The 16279-nt window shown below is 35.0% G+C and carries 14 protein-coding genes and 1 tRNA gene; 9 read left to right on the top strand and 6 right to left on the bottom strand.

Going from position 1 to position 16279, the window contains the following annotated elements:
- The first annotated feature begins 159 nt into the window (after positions 1–159).
- From B5X51_RS06790 to B5X51_RS06770, 5 genes are all read left to right on the top strand, one after another.
- Entirely contained in the window at positions 160–1023 is an 864-nt protein-coding gene (locus tag B5X51_RS06790) for an MBL fold metallo-hydrolase (RefSeq protein WP_079720236.1), read from the top strand.
- Between the two features lie 46 nt (positions 1024–1069).
- Entirely contained in the window at positions 1070–2743 is a 1674-nt protein-coding gene (locus tag B5X51_RS06785; RefSeq protein WP_079720234.1) for a S8 family peptidase, read from the top strand.
- A 131-nt stretch (positions 2744–2874) separates the two neighbouring features.
- Complete coding sequence (locus B5X51_RS06780; protein ID WP_079720232.1) at positions 2875–4728, top strand: M1 family metallopeptidase; 1854 nt, start codon at positions 2875–2877, stop codon at positions 4726–4728.
- Positions 4729–4957: 229 nt separating this feature from the next.
- Positions 4958–5338 (top strand): ribonuclease P protein component, encoded by a 381-nt coding sequence (gene rnpA / locus B5X51_RS06775; RefSeq protein ID WP_079720230.1) that lies wholly within the window; start codon positions 4958–4960, stop codon positions 5336–5338.
- Between the two features lie 32 nt (positions 5339–5370).
- Complete coding sequence (locus B5X51_RS06770) at positions 5371–7005, top strand: S41 family peptidase (protein WP_079720228.1); 1635 nt, start codon at positions 5371–5373, stop codon at positions 7003–7005.
- Positions 7006–7062: 57 nt separating this feature from the next.
- On the opposite strand, the gene B5X51_RS06765 is transcribed toward B5X51_RS06770, so the two are convergent.
- The 3 genes from B5X51_RS06765 to B5X51_RS06755 all read right to left on the bottom strand — a co-directional run bounded on the left by B5X51_RS06765 (position 7063) and on the right by B5X51_RS06755 (position 8978).
- Positions 7063–7500 (bottom strand): GNAT family N-acetyltransferase, encoded by a 438-nt coding sequence (locus tag B5X51_RS06765; RefSeq protein ID WP_079720227.1) that lies wholly within the window; start codon positions 7498–7500, stop codon positions 7063–7065.
- Positions 7501–7687: 187 nt separating this feature from the next.
- Positions 7688–8122 carry a ribose 5-phosphate isomerase B gene (gene rpiB, locus B5X51_RS06760; RefSeq protein WP_079720744.1) on the bottom strand — a complete coding sequence of 145 codons (435 nt, stop codon included), beginning with the start codon at positions 8120–8122 and terminating at the stop codon, positions 7688–7690.
- Between the two features lie 673 nt (positions 8123–8795).
- Positions 8796–8978, bottom strand: a complete 183-nt coding sequence (locus tag B5X51_RS06755) for a hypothetical protein (protein ID WP_079720225.1) — start codon at positions 8976–8978, stop codon at positions 8796–8798.
- Between the two features lie 264 nt (positions 8979–9242).
- On the opposite strand from B5X51_RS06755, the gene rnr reads away from it, so the two are divergent.
- From rnr to B5X51_RS06740, 3 genes are read left to right on the top strand one after another with little or no spacing between them, the layout of a single operon-like run.
- Entirely contained in the window at positions 9243–11429 is a 2187-nt protein-coding gene (gene rnr / locus B5X51_RS06750; RefSeq protein ID WP_079720223.1) for a ribonuclease R, read from the top strand.
- A 22-nt stretch (positions 11430–11451) separates the two neighbouring features.
- Positions 11452–12123, top strand: coding sequence for a head GIN domain-containing protein (locus tag B5X51_RS06745; RefSeq protein ID WP_176132732.1), 672 nt, complete (start codon positions 11452–11454; stop codon positions 12121–12123).
- Between the two features lie 30 nt (positions 12124–12153).
- The gene (locus B5X51_RS06740; RefSeq protein WP_079720220.1) at positions 12154–12852 is read left to right on the top strand and encodes a LysE family translocator; all 699 of its coding nucleotides are present in this window, start codon (positions 12154–12156) and stop codon (positions 12850–12852) included.
- Between the two features lie 141 nt (positions 12853–12993).
- Here the strand turns inward: B5X51_RS06740 and B5X51_RS06735 are convergent.
- From B5X51_RS06735 to B5X51_RS06725, 3 genes are all read right to left on the bottom strand, one after another.
- Positions 12994–13067 (bottom strand) — tRNA-Cys (locus B5X51_RS06735).
- Between the two features lie 142 nt (positions 13068–13209).
- Complete coding sequence (folB, locus tag B5X51_RS06730) at positions 13210–13566, bottom strand: dihydroneopterin aldolase (protein ID WP_079720219.1); 357 nt, start codon at positions 13564–13566, stop codon at positions 13210–13212.
- A gap of 110 nt (positions 13567–13676) precedes the next feature.
- A complete protein-coding gene (locus tag B5X51_RS06725; protein WP_079720218.1) occupies positions 13677–14393 on the bottom strand; it encodes a ZIP family metal transporter in 717 nt (238 codons plus the stop codon).
- A 192-nt stretch (positions 14394–14585) separates the two neighbouring features.
- Here B5X51_RS06725 and B5X51_RS06720 point away from each other — a divergent pair, with 192 nt between their 5' ends.
- The gene (locus B5X51_RS06720; protein ID WP_079720216.1) at positions 14586–16262 is read left to right on the top strand and encodes a glutamine--tRNA ligase/YqeY domain fusion protein; all 1677 of its coding nucleotides are present in this window, start codon (positions 14586–14588) and stop codon (positions 16260–16262) included.
- The last annotated feature ends 17 nt before the right edge of the window (positions 16263–16279 follow it).

The following is a 16279-nucleotide window of genomic DNA, read 5'->3' as shown; positions in this document are numbered from 1 at the left end:
TAGCCTGGCTTAACATTCAAAATTTTCAGTTTATCCCCCTCTTTGACTTGTCCAAAGGTGGTTTACTTCAATTTTAAGTTTTAAAACATGCCTGCTAACACAATTTTGGCAGTGCATGTTTTTTGCTTTTAGTAATTTGCGAAAACTAAATTGAATCTTATGAAATTATATCCAATAGAATCAGGAAATTTTAAACTGGATGGAGGTGCCATGTTTGGCGTTGTACCAAAAAGCCTTTGGACTAGAACAAATCCTGCCGATTCTAATAATATGATAGATATGGCGGCCCGCTGCCTTTTAATTGAAGATGGCGATAAACTTACGCTTGTAGATACCGGAATGGGTGATAAACAAAGCGAGAAATTCTTTGGCTATTATTATCCCTGGGGCGAACATTCAATAGATAATTCGCTGAAACAATATGGATTTGATCGCGACGATATTACCGATGTTTTCTTTACACACCTGCATTTTGACCACGTGGGAGGCGCAATACAGTGGAACAAAGACAGAACCGGCTACGAACCGGCTTTTAAAAATGCCAAATTCTGGAGCAATAAAGAACATTGGAAGTGGGCTACAGAACCTAATGCTCGTGAAAAAGCTTCGTTTCTCCCAGAAAATATCCTGCCAATGGAAGAAAGCGGTAAACTTCATTTTTTAGATCGAAAGGAAAATGAAATTTATACCAATGCAAAAGAATTTGATTTTGGCGTACTGTTTGTAGATGGACATACCGATAAACAAATGATACCACATATTAAGTATAAAGATAAAACCCTTGTTTTTATGGCAGATTTACTGCCCACCGCCGGCCATATTCCTTTACCCTATGTAATGGGTTTTGATACACGACCTTTGCTCACTTTAACTGAAAAAGAAAAATTCTTAAAGAAAGCGGCAGACGAAGGTTTTTATTTGTTCCTGGAACACGATGCACATAATGAGATTATCACTTTAAAAAACACCGAAAAAGGGGTGCGATTAGACAAAACCTTTACTTTTAACGAACTTTTCAATTAAAAAATTCCATTCACTAAATATTTTTCTAAAACAATCAATACAAATAATGAAGATACCTTTTTTAAAAACTGCATTAGCTATGGGAAGCGCGCTTATTCTGGCTTCCTGCGGAAGTGGCTCCCCAAAAATAGTTTCTACGCCAATAGCCAATATAGATTCAATTCCATTAAAAATCAACGACCTTTCTGAAACCCAATTAAAAGGCTGGGGCGGTGCCGATCTGATGACCGATACTATTCCGGGTATGAGCGTTGAGAAAGCTTATTCGGAAATAATTAAAAATAATAAGGGTCAAAAAACCATTGTAGCTGTGATAGACAGCGGGGTTGATATTGAGCATGAAGATCTTGAAGGCGTTATTTGGACCAATTTCGACGAAATTCCCGGAAACGGAAAAGACGACGATAACAATGGTTATATAGACGATATACACGGCTGGAACTTCCTGGGAGATGCCGTAGAAGAAAATATGGAATATACCCGAATTTATAAGCGTTTAAAGCCAAAGTATGAAGGTAAAACTGCAAGCTCAATAAGTACAGCAGATCGCGCTGAATTTATCTACTATCAGGAGGCTAAAGAAGAGTACGAAAAAGAATATGAGGAAACTATTCAGAATAGAAACCAGTATGAGCAAATCAAAAAGCAACTGGTAGCTGCACACCAAGCTGTTTCTTCACAACTTGGTAAAGAAGATTATACCAAAGAAGAGCTTAATAAGATGGAAGCTACAGGGCAGATGGCTCAATATAAAGCCATGTTGCAGCAAATTCAGAATAACGTAAGTGAAAATATTCCTGAAGCACTTGAGGAATTAGATGAAGGTATAGAGTATTATGCCAGCAGGCTGGACACCCATTTAAATTTAGACCTGGATGGACGTGCCCCTGTAGGTGACGATCCTTATGATATTACTGATACCACCTACGGTAATGGAAATGTTATGGGACCAGATCCAGAAAAAGAAGATCTTAAACACGGTACCCACGTAGCCGGAATTATCGCGGCAGAAAGAAATAATAACATAGGCATAAACGGTGTAGCCAATAATGCTGAAATTATGGTTTTACGCGCTGTACCAGATGGGGATGAATATGATAAAGATATTGCCCTGGCTATTCGTTATGCGGTAGATAATGGCGCAAAAGTGATCAATACCAGCTTCGGAAAATACTTTTCGCCAAACCCGGAATGGGTGATAGAAGCTATTAAATATGCTGAAAAAAATGATGTGCTAATTGTGAATGCCGGTGGAAACGAAGGCCTTAACTTAGATGAAAATACCGTGTATCCTAACGACCAAAATCCTGAAGCACCCCAGGAAATTTCAGATAATTTTCTAACGGTTGGTGCAATTAATTATGATTATGGTGCCCAGTTATTAGCCAATTTCTCTAACTACGGAAAAACAAATATTGATGTTTTTGCGCCGGGAACTAAGATTTGGTCTACCACACCAAATAACGAATACGAATACCTGCAAGGTACTTCTATGGCTTCACCGGCTGTAGCTGGAGTAGCTGCAATTATTCGTTCATTTTATCCAAAATTAAGCGCAGCACAGGTTAAACAGATTATTATGGATAGTGGTTTAACCACCAATGCAAAAGTAATTGTAGGCGGTGATAGAAGCAACACACAAGCCTTTAAAGAATTATCTACTTCAGGAAAAATGGTAAATCTTTACAATGCCCTTATTTTAGCTTCACAAACTAAATAGAATTTAAGTAAACTACCTCTGTGCAAGCCACGAGGCATAAATAGGTAAAAATATTTCAATTTCGAGGCAAGCCTCGGAGCATTTAAATCTCGATTATCGAGTAATATTTTGATCATAAAAACCACAATTAAATGAAGAAATTATTATTAAGTCTGGCTCTTATTGCAACCTCCCTGGCCAGTGCACAAAATAACACCAACTACTGGCAACAGCACGTAGACTACAAGATGGAGGTAGATATGAATGTTGAAAATTTTCAATATACCGGTACTCAGGAATTGGTGTACACCAACAATTCTCCCGATACTTTAGATCGTGTATTTTTCCACCTGTACTTTAATGCTTTTCAACCTGGAAGCGAAATGGATGTTAGGTCCAGGACTATTAATGATCCCGATAGGAGAGTAGGAGACCGTATTTCTAAATTAAGCGAAGAAGAACAAGGCTATTTAAGAGTCTCAAGTCTTGATCAAAAAGGTAACAAACTTTCTTATGAAGAAGTAGGTACTGTATTGGAAGTAGAGTTGGACGAGGCTATTCTACCGGGAGAAAAAGCCACTTTTAAGATGGAATTTGAAGGCCAGGTACCGGAACAAGTTCGCCGTTCAGGAAGAAACAGCTCAGAAGGTGTAGCACTTTCTATGAGCCAGTGGTTTCCTAAAATGGCAGAATATGATTTTGAAGGATGGCACGCAGCACCTTATATAGGCCGTGAGTTTCATGGGGTATGGGGAGATTTTGATGTAAAACTTACTCTTGATAAAGATTATACCGTTGCCGCTTCAGGATATCTTCAAAATCCAGATGAGATTGGTCATGGTTATTCTGATAAAGAGGTTAAAGCGAAAGGTGATACCCACACCTGGCATTTTGTAGCGCCAAAAGTACACGATTTTACATGGGCAGCAGATCCTGAATATATTCACGATAAAAGAACTGCTGCAGACGGAACTGTACTTCACTTTTTCTATAAAGACAACGATGAAATAAAAGAAAACTGGAAAAATCTTCAGGAAAAAACTGAAGCATTATTGTTGTTTTTTAATGAAAACATAGGTCCATATCCCTGGGATCAATATACCGTTGCGCAAGGGGGAGATGGCGGAATGGAATATGCCATGATAACATTAATCACGGGAGAACGTAGCTTTGGAAGCCTGGTAGGTGTAACTTCTCACGAATTGGCACACGCCTGGTTTCAGCATTTAATGGCTACAAACGAAAGCAAGCACGAGTGGATGGACGAAGGTTTTACCAGTTATATTTCCAGCGCTGCAATGAACCAGGTAATGGAAACTTATGCCGAAAATCCATACACCGGTTCTTACCGCGGTTATTTACAATTAGCAAATTCTGGGGTTGAACAACCACAAACTACTCAGGCAGATCGTTATAATTTAAACGCCGCTTATGGAGCTGCTGCTTATTCTAAAGGTGCGGTTTTCCTTGCGCAATTAGGCTATGTTATAGGGAAAGAGAATTTAGATAAAACCCTAAAACGCTATTACGATGAATGGAAATTTAAACACCCAACCCCAAACGATTTTATTAGAATTGCAGAGAAAGTTTCGGGAGCAGAATTAGACTGGTATTTAAACGATTGGACTCGTACTACCGCTAAGATAGATTATAGAATTAAAGAAGTTACCGAAGCAGATGATAATTCAACTAAAGTAACTTTAGAGCGCCAAAACCTGATGCCAATGCCCTTAGATATTACCGTGCGTTACAGCAATGGGGAAGAAGAAATGATTTATATTCCATTGCAAATGATGCGTTGGGAAAAATCTCCAGAACACGAGAATTGGACCGTAGCAGAAGATTGGGCCTGGGCGCGTCCAACTTACGATCTAAAAATAGATAAACCACTTAGTGAGATAGAAAGTATAGAAATAGACGAATCTCAATTAATGGCGGATGTTAATAGAGATAACAACCTTTATACTGCCGAAGACGCTTCTACACAGGAAGAAGAACAGGAGTAATATTTTTCCACATTAGAATTTAGACCTCACAGGTTTTTGAAACCTGTGAGGTCTTTTTTTATATCAGTTTTCCTATCGTCATTCTGAATTTATTTCAGAATCTAAGTCTGTTAGAACCTGAAACAAGTTCAGGTTGACGGATATAATTCAATCCTTATAGCTTGTTATTCCATTTATTTCCACTTAAAATTTTTTACAGAGAACTTAAAACTATGCTTACTTTTGAAGTATGGATCAAAGTTTTGGAAAAGACGAAAAATTAAAGAGCAAAAAGCTCATAGATATATTATTTCAGGAAGGAAAGTCGGTTAAAAAATATCCGCTAAAACTCATCTATCTTCCCATAACCAACCCAGAAATTAGCAATTTTAAAACCGGAGTTTCAGTTCCAAAAAAATTGGTAAAAACCGCTGTCGGCCGCAATCGTATTAAAAGATTGATGCGGGAAGCTTTCAGAAAAAACAAGTATCTTGTAACCAGTGATTTATCAAAACCTTATGCTCTGATGTTTATTTACATTTCCAGAGATGAAATTAGTCTTGAAGAACTAAATAAGGCAATGATAAAAGTGATGGAGAAGTTTAGGGAAGAAGAAAAGAAACAACACTGATCTTTCTATATTATCGGCTTAAAAAATTGAAAATGAAAAAGAAACTCGCCAAAAAAATTGCTCTAGTTACGCTAGGTGTCACCCTTATATTTACCAGTTTCGGTTTTAAGTCTGATTTCTTTGAAATAGCTAAACAAATTGAAATCTTTACCACGCTTTTTAAAGAAATCAACATGAACTATGTTGATGAAACCAATCCTGCGGCTTTAATGGATACTGCAATTAAGGCAATGCTGGCAGATTTAGATCCTTATACCAATTACTGGAACGAGCAGGATGTAGAAGCGGCAAGGATAAATAATGCCGGGGAATACACCGGTATAGGCGCTACTGTGCAGGTTATTGACAATACGTTGTTAATTATGGAACCCTATAAAAATTATCCCGCAGATAAAGCCGGTTTAAAAGCCGGGGATGAAATTATTGAAGTTGAAGGAATAAAAGTAGCAGACTATAGCGAAGATATTGCAGAGTTACTAAATGGTTATGCAGATTCTGAAATCAATCTAAAATATAAACGTCAGGGAGAAATAAAAACAACCCAACTTACCCGAAGCGCCATTAAATTAAAAGCAGTTCCTTTTTATGAACTTTTAGATGAAAAAACCGGATATATTGTACTTTCCCGCTTTAACGCCAAAGCTTCATCAGAAACAATTAGAGCTTTAAAAGATTTAAAAAACCAGGGAGCAAAGGAAATTATTTTAGATCTACGCGGAAATCCCGGTGGTTTATTAACAGAAGCCATAAATGTGAGTAATATTTTCTTACCAAAAGGCGAATTGATTACCACTACAAAATCTGTAATTGAGAAATACAATAAAGCTTATCAAACCCAAAAAGAACCTATAGATACGCAAATTCCCTTAGTGGTTTTAGTCAATGGTCGTAGTGCTTCGGCCAGCGAGATCGTAGCTGGAGCTATTCAGGATTTAGATAGAGGAGTGGTAGTAGGTGCCAGAAGTTTTGGAAAAGGCCTTGTACAACGACCTAAAGAACTCGCCTACGGCACCCAACTTAAAATTACAATTTCAAGGTATTATACGCCAAGCGGAAGATGCATACAGGCTTTAAATTATGCCGAAAGGGATCAAGATGGTAAGGCGATTAAAAGAGCTGTAGAAGATTACAATGAGTTTAAAACCCGAAATGGTCGTAGTGTTTTTGATGGTGGCGGAATATCTCCCGATGTAAAACTGGAAACTTCAGAATACAGTAGTATTACCAATGCGCTGTTGGCGCAGAATGCAATTTTTGATTTTGCTACCGAATATTACTATAATAATGATTTAAAAAATCCTGAATCGTTTGAATTTACAGCGGAAGATTTTAACAATTTTAAATCCTTCTTAAAAACTTCTAATTTCCACTATAAAACCGCTACAGAACAGGAACTTGAAGAACTGCTTGCTATGGCTTCAAAAGAAGGTTATGAACAGGATATTCTAGATCATTATAAAAGTATTTCCACTGAAATTGAGGCACAAAAAAAGAAAGAATTAGATGAAAAGAAACACGAAATAGTAAGCATTCTAACCGATGAGATTATTAAACGCTACTTTTATAAAGAAGGCTTGTATGAATACTATGTTGAAAACAATCCTGAAATCTTAGAGGCTAAATCTATTTTAAAAGATACCCAGCGTTATTCACAAATTTTAAATTAACTCAATTGTACCTAACCAGGTATTACAGAAAAATTTTGAAACTGGGTTATAAAGTGTTTATTTAATCATTGCAATATGCGGAATTCCATCTTCAAGATATCCTTCGCCTATTTGCATAAAACCATGGCTTTCGTAGAAATCGGTTAAATATTGTTGAGCAGAAAGCTTGATATTATCGGTTTTAAAACGCTCTTTAATCGCTTTTAGTGAAGCTTTTAGAATAAGATGACCATAAGCATTTTTACGTTCAGATTCTTTAACCACAACCCGGCCAATTGCAGCTTCCTCAAAATAAAAACCTTTATTAAAACAACGTGTATAGGCAACTACTTTCCCATCCTTAACTCCTAAAATGTGTAGTGCATTTTGATCTTTACCATCTATATCCTGGTAAACACAATCCTGCTCTACTACAAAAACTTCAGACCGAAGTTGTAAGATTTGGTAAAGCTCTTCAAGACTAAGTTCATTGAAATTTTTAATAAGGATTTCCATATTTTTCTAATGAATATCTGTTGAGATTATAAAAATAAAGAGACTGTTTGAAAAGTTTTTTAATCGTCATTCTAAATTCATTTCAGAATCTAAGTTGTTGATATTCAAAACAGGATAGGAGCTGAAACAAGTCCAGATTAACGAAACTATACTTTTCAGACAGTCTCAATTATAGTAAAATATTGGTTTAATTTTCAACCGGAATCTTATCTACTCGTTTTTGATGTCTTCCTCCTTCAAAAGAAGTTTCAAGAAAAATTTTAACCATATCTACTGCCTGGTGTTCTGAAACAAACCTGGCTGGGATACTCAATATATTGGCATTATTGTGCTCTCTAGCTAGTTTAGTGATCTCACCATTCCAACATAAAGCAGAGCGAACACTCTGGTGTTTATTAGCAGTCATATTTGCACCGTTTCCACTTCCACAAATAATAATTCCAAAATCTACTTTTTGGTTTTGAACATCATTTGCTACGGGATGTACAAAATCTGGATAATCTACACTATCATCACTATTAGTACCATAGTTAATAACTTCTATACCCTTGTTTTTAAGGTAATCAACAACTTTTTTCTTGTATCCGGTACCGGCATGATCGTTTCCTATTGCAATTTTCATAATTAAAGTTTTAGCTGCAACAAAGGTAAAAAAACCACTTAGTAACACTACAATTTTCAATTGTTAATTACTTTTTAAATAAGCTTATAAATCAAGGCTTTAGTATTGACATAGCATTGTGGATAAGCATTGATGAGAAACTGAGAAACTTATTTGTAGTATCCAATATAAATTTCAATAGCAAAATATCCCTGAGTAAATCAAATTATAAGTCTGTTATTTTTAGAGAAGTTATCAGCATATAAAAACAGGTTATAAACATTAATTTTAATTACACTTATACCGAATAGATATTAAGATTCGGTTATCAAGTTTTGTTAAGTAAATATTAAAATAGTAAGATTTCCAGTTCTTTAGAACTTTAGAAGTATGTTAATAACTTGTTATCAAACTAAGCTAACTTAAAAACCAAGAAAACCTCAAAAAAATTGTTCTACAAGTTAACAAGCTATAATAACCATCAGTTTTAATTTTTATAAAAAGAAGAAAAAAAGATAATTATATATAATGTTAATAACATTGACTACTATCTTCTAGAATTAAAATTTGAGATTTAGATTCCTCATTTAAAATTCTAAAATATTTAAAAGTCTGGGAATGAATAAAGTCTAATTTAGATTTCTTTAATTTTCTAAATAAAAATCTTTAAGAACCTTTAATACAGTAGTTTATGCTAGTTTAAATAAAAAAAAGAACCTTCTGAATAAGTTAATTGTTCATCCATATAAAGTTGAGCAGATTTTACATCAACTTTAGTTTTTTTATTTAAAGTAAGATTTATAGACATTATAAATCCTATTAATCCAAAAAGAAAAATAAGGAAAAAAATAAGCGATATCCTTTTAGCTTTATCCATAGCAATTAGATTATTAAGTCTTACAAAGATGGAATTAAAGAGGGCTATTAAGCTTAAATTAAAATTAAGAAAAAATTAAGTATTCAGGGTTTTCTTAATCGCTGATAAACACGAATTAAGGGTTTTCACCTAGGTTTTATTTAATGTTAAGTAAATGTGAAATTTTTTTATAATAAGATAATTTTCAGACCGCTTAACAAAACTTTAATGTCAAATAGATGTCATGTAAGGCAGAAGCCGTAATTTTATACTTTAAATATTGAAATGAGTAAAAAGAATAAAAACAAATCCCAACACCAGGGTAATCTTTCCAAAAGTATTTTAGATATCCTTAGAAAGGAATCAGGAAAAACATTTAATCATAAACAAATAGCAGCTAAGCTTGGCGTTAATGATGCTACAAGTAGAAATAATATTATTAAGAAATTAGCCCAATTAGCTGGAAAAAAGGAAATTGAAGAAGAAGGGCGTGGAAAATTTAAAATAGTTAAAAGCAACGATTATTACCGTGCAGTGCTAGATATGACCACAAAAGGTTATGCCTATGCCATGGTAGACGAATTAGAAGATGACGTCTTTATCTCACCACGAGATCTAAACACAGCGTTTAATGGTGATGAAGTAGAAATTTATATTTATAACCGAAAGCGCAATAAAAAATCTGAAGGAGAAGTAACTAAAATTTTAAAGCGAAAAAGAACCGAATTTGTTGGGGTTCTTGATATGCAAAAAGATTTTGGTTTTGTGGTTATTGGAGACCCAAAAATGTATACCGATATTTTTGTTCAGAAGAACAAAATGGGTGAAGCAAAAGATGGTGATAAAGTAGTGGTTGAATTGGAAGAATGGCCAGAAAAAGCCGATTCTCCTTTTGGTAAAGTTATTCAGGTATTGGGTACCCCTGGTGAACATCATACCGAAATTCACTCTATCCTGGCACAATATGGTTTGCCGCACGAATTTCCAAGCGAAATAGAAGAATTTGCAAATCAGATAGATACTTCAATTCAGCCGGAAGAAATTAAAAAGCGTCGTGATATGCGCGATGTTTTAACTTTTACCATAGATCCGGCAGATGCTAAAGATTTTGACGATGCCTTAAGTTTTCAAAAATTGGAAAACGGAAATGTGGAAGTTGGAATTCATATTGCCGATGTTTCACATTATTTGCAACCCGGAACTGTTTTAGACGACGAGGCTTACGAGCGTGCAACTTCAGTTTACCTTGTAGATAGGGTAGTCCCAATGTTGCCAGAGGTGCTTTCTAACAATGCCTGTTCTTTAAGGCCTAATGAAGAAAAATATACTTTTTCTGCGGTTTTTGAAATAGATAAAAATACAAAGGTGGTAAATGAGTGGTTCGGGAGAACGGTTACGTATTCTGACGCTAGATTTGCTTATGAAGAGGCGCAACAAATAATTGAAACCGGAAAAGGAGATATTCCTGAAGAGATCTCTATACAGGAAAAGGCTTATACGGTTAAAGATGAAATTGTTGAAGCGGTATTAACAATGGATAAAATGGCCAAAAAGATGCGTTCGGCAAGAATGCGTCAGGGGGCTATTTCTTTTGATAAAGTGGAAGTTAAATTTCAATTGGATGAAGAAAATGAACCTGTTGGCGTTTACTTTAAAACGGCTCAGGATGCCAATAAACTTATTGAAGAATTTATGCTTTTAGCTAACCGAAAAGTGGCTGAATTCATAGGAAAAAGAGATGAAAAGAAAACCTTTATTTATCGTTGTCATGATGAACCCGATGAAGAAAAACTGGTTTCTTTAAATAGTTTGGTTTCCAGATTTGGGCACGGTTTAAACCTTAAAAACAGGAAAACGGTATCTTCATCTTTAAATCAATTGCTTCAGGATGTACAGGGAAAAAAAGAACAAAATTTAGTAGATACGCTTGCTATTAGAACTATGAGTAAAGCTTATTATGGCACCGAAAATATTGGTCATTATGGCTTAGCTTTCGATTATTACTCACATTTTACCTCGCCAATTAGAAGATATCCAGATGTGATGGTGCATAGATTACTGCAGCGTTATCTGGACGGTCAGCCTTCTGCCAAAGAAGATGAATATGACGAAAAATGTCACCACAGTAGTGAAATGGAAGGTCTTTCTTCTAGTGCCGAAAGAGATTCTATTAAATACATGCAGGTGAAATTTATGCAAGATCACCAGGATAAAGAATTTGTTGGAGTGATTTCAGGGGTAACAGATTTCGGAATTTTTGTGGAAATTGTAGATAATAAATGTGAAGGAATGATTCGCCTGCGAGATATTAAGGGTGATCATTTTGATTTTGATACAGATAATTATGCAATTGTAGGTAGAAAAACTAAAAAGGTTTATCAGCTTGGAGACGAAGTAATTGTAAAAGTAAAAAATGCCGATTTAGTGAAAAGACACTTAGATTTTACCTTAATTGGTAAAAAGGAAGATTAAGAACTTTTTAAATAAAATGGAGATGAAAAATTATCTTATTGCGCTGTTTTTAATGAGTGTGGGAATGCTAAGCGCTCAGGAATTAACCCAGGATTTGGGTGAATTTAATGAAATTAAGGTCTATAATGGCTTAGATGTAATTTTAAAAGAGGCTAAACAAAATAAAGCGATAATTACCGGTAAAAATAGAACCGATGTTAAATTTAAGATTGATAACGGAATTTTAAAAGTGAGGATGAGTATTGAGGAAATTCTTGATAATGATAATACTCAAATCACCATTCAGTTTAAGAAACTTGATAAAATAGATGCCCGCCAAAATGCTTCTGTAAAGGTAGATTCTAAACTAAAGCAGGAATTACTTCATCTAAATGCTTCAGAAGGTTCAGATATTTTTGCTGATGTAAATCTTAGTAATCTTTACGTAGATAGTAATACAGGCGCTGAAATAGAAGTAGAAGGGAAAACAGAAGATCAGGAAATAGACATCAATACCGGTGGGAAATTTTTCGCTAAAAATCTAAAATCCACGAATACCGAAATAAGTATAAAAGCAGGTGGAGTTGCAGATATTACTGCCAGTGGTAGGGTTGAAGCAAAGGTTAGAGCAGGAGGCACCGTAAACGTTTATGGTAATCCTAAAACTATAGACCAAAATACCCTGTTTGGCGGTAAAGTAATTAGAAAAAACTAAAAGTCTACATTTGTAAATCAATACAATTGTATGTTTCAGGATGTATTAGCAGCCTTACCCTTAGGTCTTTTTTTAGCGTTTTTATTAGGTCCGGTTTTCTTTGTATTACTGGAAACCGCCGCTATTAAAGGATTTAGAGCTGCTTTTGCTTTTGACCTTGGAGTAATACTGGCAGATATTGTATTTCTTTTCATTGCTTATTTAAGTACCACCAAATTACTTTCCCGTATTAAAGATGATCCCGCTCTATTTCTGTTTGGCGGGATGATTCTCGCCACATACGGACTTATGAGCTTTGTACAGACCAAAAAAGTACTTAGGCAGGACGATGACACCCCAGAGATTAGAAAGCTCAGTAAAAGCGATTATTTTGGATTAGCGGTAAAAGGTTTTCTATTAAACTTTATTAATATTGGCGTGCTGGGTTTTTGGTTGGGATTAATTATTGTTTTCGGCCCAAAACTGGATATGGAAGAAGACCGTATAATGGTTTTCTTCGGAAGCGTTTTAGGTACTTACCTAATTCTGGATATTTTTAAGATTCTACTCGCAAAGAAATTAAATCGAAAACTTACCCCTAGCAGAATCTATCTTATGAAAAAGGGGATTAGCATTTTACTCATCGTTTTTGGTGGTATGCTTATTTTTCAAGGTTTATTTCCTAATCAGGTGATTGAAATTAAAGACCAAATTGAGACAATTTCTCCAAACGATACTATTAAAAATTAAACAAATAGAGATCTAAATTTTTGATTTTTAGAATAGTAAAGTCTATTAATATTTTGGAACAGTAGCATTATCATCAAATTTCTTCAATAATAATTCTTCAATTTTAGACATAAAAAAAGCCCCTTTTAAAAGGAGCTTTTTTGGAGGCATCGAGCGGATTCGAACCGCTGTACAAGGTTTTGCAGACCTCTGCCTAGCCACTCGGCCACGATGCCCTGTTTAAGGGTTGGCAAATGTAATAAAAATTTTAAGTTTAAAAAATAAAACTATCACCCGCAATAAAGAAGGTTTAGAGATTTAGAAAGAGAAAAAAATATAAGGTAAAAAGATGATTCTAAATCGCTGTAAACTAAAAAATTATCGTGATTTACTTCTAATTACACTAACCATAGCCACGTTTCCGCCAATGGGTGGATTAATCTTAGATACTTCAACCTTTACTTTTTGTACGAGGATTATTTCATCTAAAACTCGTTTTAAAATACGTTCAGCTACAGTTTCCAGAAGTTTTGAGCGAATAGCCATTTCCTCTTTTACAATTTTGTTTAGATGCACATAGTCTATGGTATCTACCAATGAATCTGTTTTGGCAGAGTGCGACAAATTGCCTTTCACTTTAAGGTTTACACGATAATCGCTTCCTATTTTTCCTTCTTCATCAAGACAGCCGTGATAGGCAAAAACCTTGATATTTCTTAATTTTATACTTCCCAAAAGATTATTTTTTACTCGATAATTGAGATTTAAATACTTTGTAACACCTCGGAATGTTTACTCCAGGATATTTTACAAAGATAGCTTGACACGGGCTTTATATCAATTTATTAATGAATAAGTTTATCACCAATAATTCCTATTAAAAATCCCAGGTTTGCCCCTAGTGCCGGTAACCATGTTTTTTTCAGCTTTACATTGGGTGCAATATCCTGAAAAATAAGATATAGAATTCCACCACTGGCAAAAGTCATAATTCCTGCGGTTACTTTGGGCAGATCACTAAGTAAATAAAAGCCGGTAACCGCACCAATTATCCCTATAAAACTTAATAAAAACAGGATGCTAAGCGCTCTTTTTGGTTTAAAATTACTAGCGGTAAGATCCTGATAGGAATTAAATGATTCCGGTAGATTTTGAAGTCCGATAAAAATCGCCAATAAGATTCCTGTTTTTCTATCGGTGGCAAAAATGGCTCCCAGCGCAAGTGCTTCAGGAATAAAATCGAGTAACATAGCAATGAGCTGTGAATATTTACTTCCAGATTGTTCTATTTTCTTATCTAAATAGAAAAAAATCAATGTTCCTGCAGCAAAACACAAAATTAGCGGCAGTAGTTCTAATTCTTCTATTCCCTTAGGAATTAAAACCAGGGCAAGTGCGGCAAGAATAATACCACCACCAAAGGCGATTACAAAATGCTTAATTTCCTTTGTACGTTTATTTGAACTAAATTCTTTTCCGAAGAAATACGATAATAATCCACCAAAAAATACGGTGATTCCTGAAAAAGCAGCGTAAAGTATAATTAGTAAAACTTCTGGCATAATAGATTTTAGCTTAGGTAAAAAAGATAAATATATTATTTCTTGTTTTAGAAAGCTTGGGCTATGCGATCTAATTTTTGGTAACTTTGCGCTTTATTCCTGTAAAATGGGGAATAATCCAAAATATTCGAATTTATAAATAATTGTCTGATGTTAACCTCCTTTTACTGGAGGTTCTTTATATATTAAATTATGGCTGAAGAAAAAAAAGCACTTAATTTTATTGAGCAAATCATAGAAGAAGATCTTCAAAACACTCACAAAAGGGAAGAATTAAAATTTAGGTTCCCACCGGAGCCCAATGGTTATCTGCATATTGGGCATGCGTCTTCTATTTGTCTCAATTTTGGTTTGGGTGAAAAATACAATGCGCCGGTAAACCTGCGTTTTGATGATACAAATCCTATAAAAGAAGAGCAGGAATTTGTAGATGCCATTAAAGAAGATGTGTTATGGCTGGGATTTAAATGGGAAAAGGAATGTTATGCTTCAGATTATTTTCAGCAGTTGTATGACTGGGCTGTAGAAATGATTAAAAATGGAGATGCTTATGTAGATAGCCAAACTTCTGAAGAAATTGCGATGCAAAAAGGAACTCCTACCGAACCCGGAAAGGAAAGTCCTTATAGAAAACGTTCTATTGAAGAAAACCTGGAGCTATTTGAAAAAATGAAAAATGGGGAAACTCCTGAACGGGGACACGTTTTGAGAGCAAAAATTAATATGGAATCTCCTAATATGCTTATGCGGGATCCTGTAATGTATCGTTGTTTGCATAAAAGTCATCACCGTACCAAAGATACCTGGAAAATTTATCCAATGTATGACTGGGCGCACGGTGAAAGCGATTTTATTGAAAGTATTTCTCACTCTTTTTGTACCCTTGAATTTCTACCACACCGCGAATTATACAATTGGTTTGTTGAAAAAGTAAGTAAAGAAGGTGAATTAAAGCCTAAACAACGGGAATTTGCTCGTAGAAACCTTAGTCATACAGTAGTTAGTAAACGTAAACTTATGCAACTGGTGGAGAAAGGCGTTGTTAATTCCTGGGACGATCCAAGGATGCCTACTATTTCAGGATTGAGAAGAAGGGGTTATACGCCTAACGCAGTTAGAAAATTCGCTGATTCTATTGGAGTAGGAAAAAGGGAAAATATGATAGATGTTGCGCACTTAGAATTTTGCGCCAGAGAAGATCTTAATAAAACGGCACCGAGAGTTATGGGTGTTTTAGATCCTGTAAAATTGGTAATTACCAATTATGAAGAAGGAAAAGAGGAGTGGTTGGAAGCAGAAAATAACCCGGAGGATGAGTTGGCCGGAAGTAGGGAAATTCCATTTTCTAGAGAACTTTATATTGAAAAAGAAGATTTTAAAGAAAGTGCCAATAGAAAATTTTTCAGGTTAACGCTTGGAAAAGAAGTACGTTTAAAGAATGCTTATATTATAAAAGGTGAGGAAGTTGTAAAAGATGCTGAAGGAAATATAACCGAAATTCATTGTACTTACGATCCTAAAAGTAGGAGTGGAAGTGGTACTGAAGAATCTATGCGAAAAGTTAAGGGAACACTGCACTGGGTTTCTGCAAAACACGCTTTAGAAACAGAAATTAGACTTTACGACCGTTTATTTAGCGTAGAGAATCCAGATGGAGATAAGGAAAAAGATTTTATGGATTTCGTAAATCCAGATTCTCTTCAGGTAATAAAAGGCTATGTAGAGCCAAGTTTAAAATCTGCAGGTATCCAGGACAAATTTCAGTTTCAACGTATCGGATATTTTTGTGTAGATAAAGAATCTAAGGAGGGCCAACCTATTTTTAATCGCACGGTAACATTAAGGGATTCCTGGGCAAAAAAGAAATAAGCTGTTCTTCATTTGGT

The sequence above is a fragment of the Salegentibacter holothuriorum genome (assembly GCF_900168045.1).
GTDB classification, from domain to species: domain Bacteria; phylum Bacteroidota; class Bacteroidia; order Flavobacteriales; family Flavobacteriaceae; genus Salegentibacter; species Salegentibacter holothuriorum.
The sequence above is the reverse complement of the archived record's forward strand: the minus strand, read 5'-3'. Positions and strand labels throughout refer to the sequence as shown.

Coding starts and splice junctions, on each gene's coding strand:
- B5X51_RS06790 (WP_079720236.1), top strand. CDS start 160: ATGAAATTATATCCAATAGAATCAGGAAATTTTAAACTGGATGGAGGT.
- B5X51_RS06785 (WP_079720234.1), top strand. CDS start 1,070: ATGAAGATACCTTTTTTAAAAACTGCATTAGCTATGGGAAGCGCGCTT.
- B5X51_RS06780 (WP_079720232.1), top strand. CDS start 2,875: ATGAAGAAATTATTATTAAGTCTGGCTCTTATTGCAACCTCCCTGGCC.
- rnpA (WP_079720230.1), top strand. CDS start 4,958: ATGGATCAAAGTTTTGGAAAAGACGAAAAATTAAAGAGCAAAAAGCTC.
- B5X51_RS06770 (WP_079720228.1), top strand. CDS start 5,371: ATGAAAAAGAAACTCGCCAAAAAAATTGCTCTAGTTACGCTAGGTGTC.
- B5X51_RS06765 (WP_079720227.1), bottom strand. CDS start 7,500: ATGGAAATCCTTATTAAAAATTTCAATGAACTTAGTCTTGAAGAGCTT.
- rpiB (WP_079720744.1), bottom strand. CDS start 8,122: ATGAAAATTGCAATAGGAAACGATCATGCCGGTACCGGATACAAGAAA.
- B5X51_RS06755 (WP_079720225.1), bottom strand. CDS start 8,978: ATGGATAAAGCTAAAAGGATATCGCTTATTTTTTTCCTTATTTTTCTT.
- rnr (WP_079720223.1), top strand. CDS start 9,243: ATGAGTAAAAAGAATAAAAACAAATCCCAACACCAGGGTAATCTTTCC.
- B5X51_RS06745 (WP_176132732.1), top strand. CDS start 11,452: ATGAAAAATTATCTTATTGCGCTGTTTTTAATGAGTGTGGGAATGCTA.
- B5X51_RS06740 (WP_079720220.1), top strand. CDS start 12,154: ATGTTTCAGGATGTATTAGCAGCCTTACCCTTAGGTCTTTTTTTAGCG.
- B5X51_RS06725 (WP_079720218.1), bottom strand. CDS start 14,393: ATGCCAGAAGTTTTACTAATTATACTTTACGCTGCTTTTTCAGGAATC.
- B5X51_RS06720 (WP_079720216.1), top strand. CDS start 14,586: ATGGCTGAAGAAAAAAAAGCACTTAATTTTATTGAGCAAATCATAGAA.